Genomic DNA, 245 nt, shown 5'->3' on the forward strand with positions numbered 1-245 from the left:
TCCATGCCGCTCACCCAACGTTCTTGAAACTCGTCTAGTGGAATGGCTAATGGTTCACAGTCTTTCCATTCATCAACTGCCCAAAGTGCAGCTGTTTCTTCAGAAGGCCACATTGGAATGCAATCTTCATCTTCTGTAGTTAGCATGACGCAACCATCTTGGTCTTGAAGTGTCCAAATGATTTTTTCTGCTTTAATTTGCTCAACCATATAATCGTAACGGCCTTCTGGCGTTAGATTCATCAG

General features: G+C 43.3%; 1 protein-coding gene. It reads right to left on the reverse strand.

The annotated features are described in order from the left end of the window. Positions 1-242 (reverse strand): DUF2750 domain-containing protein (locus AAEZ00_RS21950; RefSeq protein ID WP_351090141.1); only part of this gene is annotated, 242 nt, incomplete at its 3' end. Positions 243-245 lie beyond the last annotated feature (3 nt).

It is taken from the genome of Shewanella sp. S1-49-MNA-CIBAN-0167, assembly GCF_040310145.1.
GTDB lineage: Bacteria > Pseudomonadota > Gammaproteobacteria > Enterobacterales > Shewanellaceae > Shewanella > Shewanella psychromarinicola.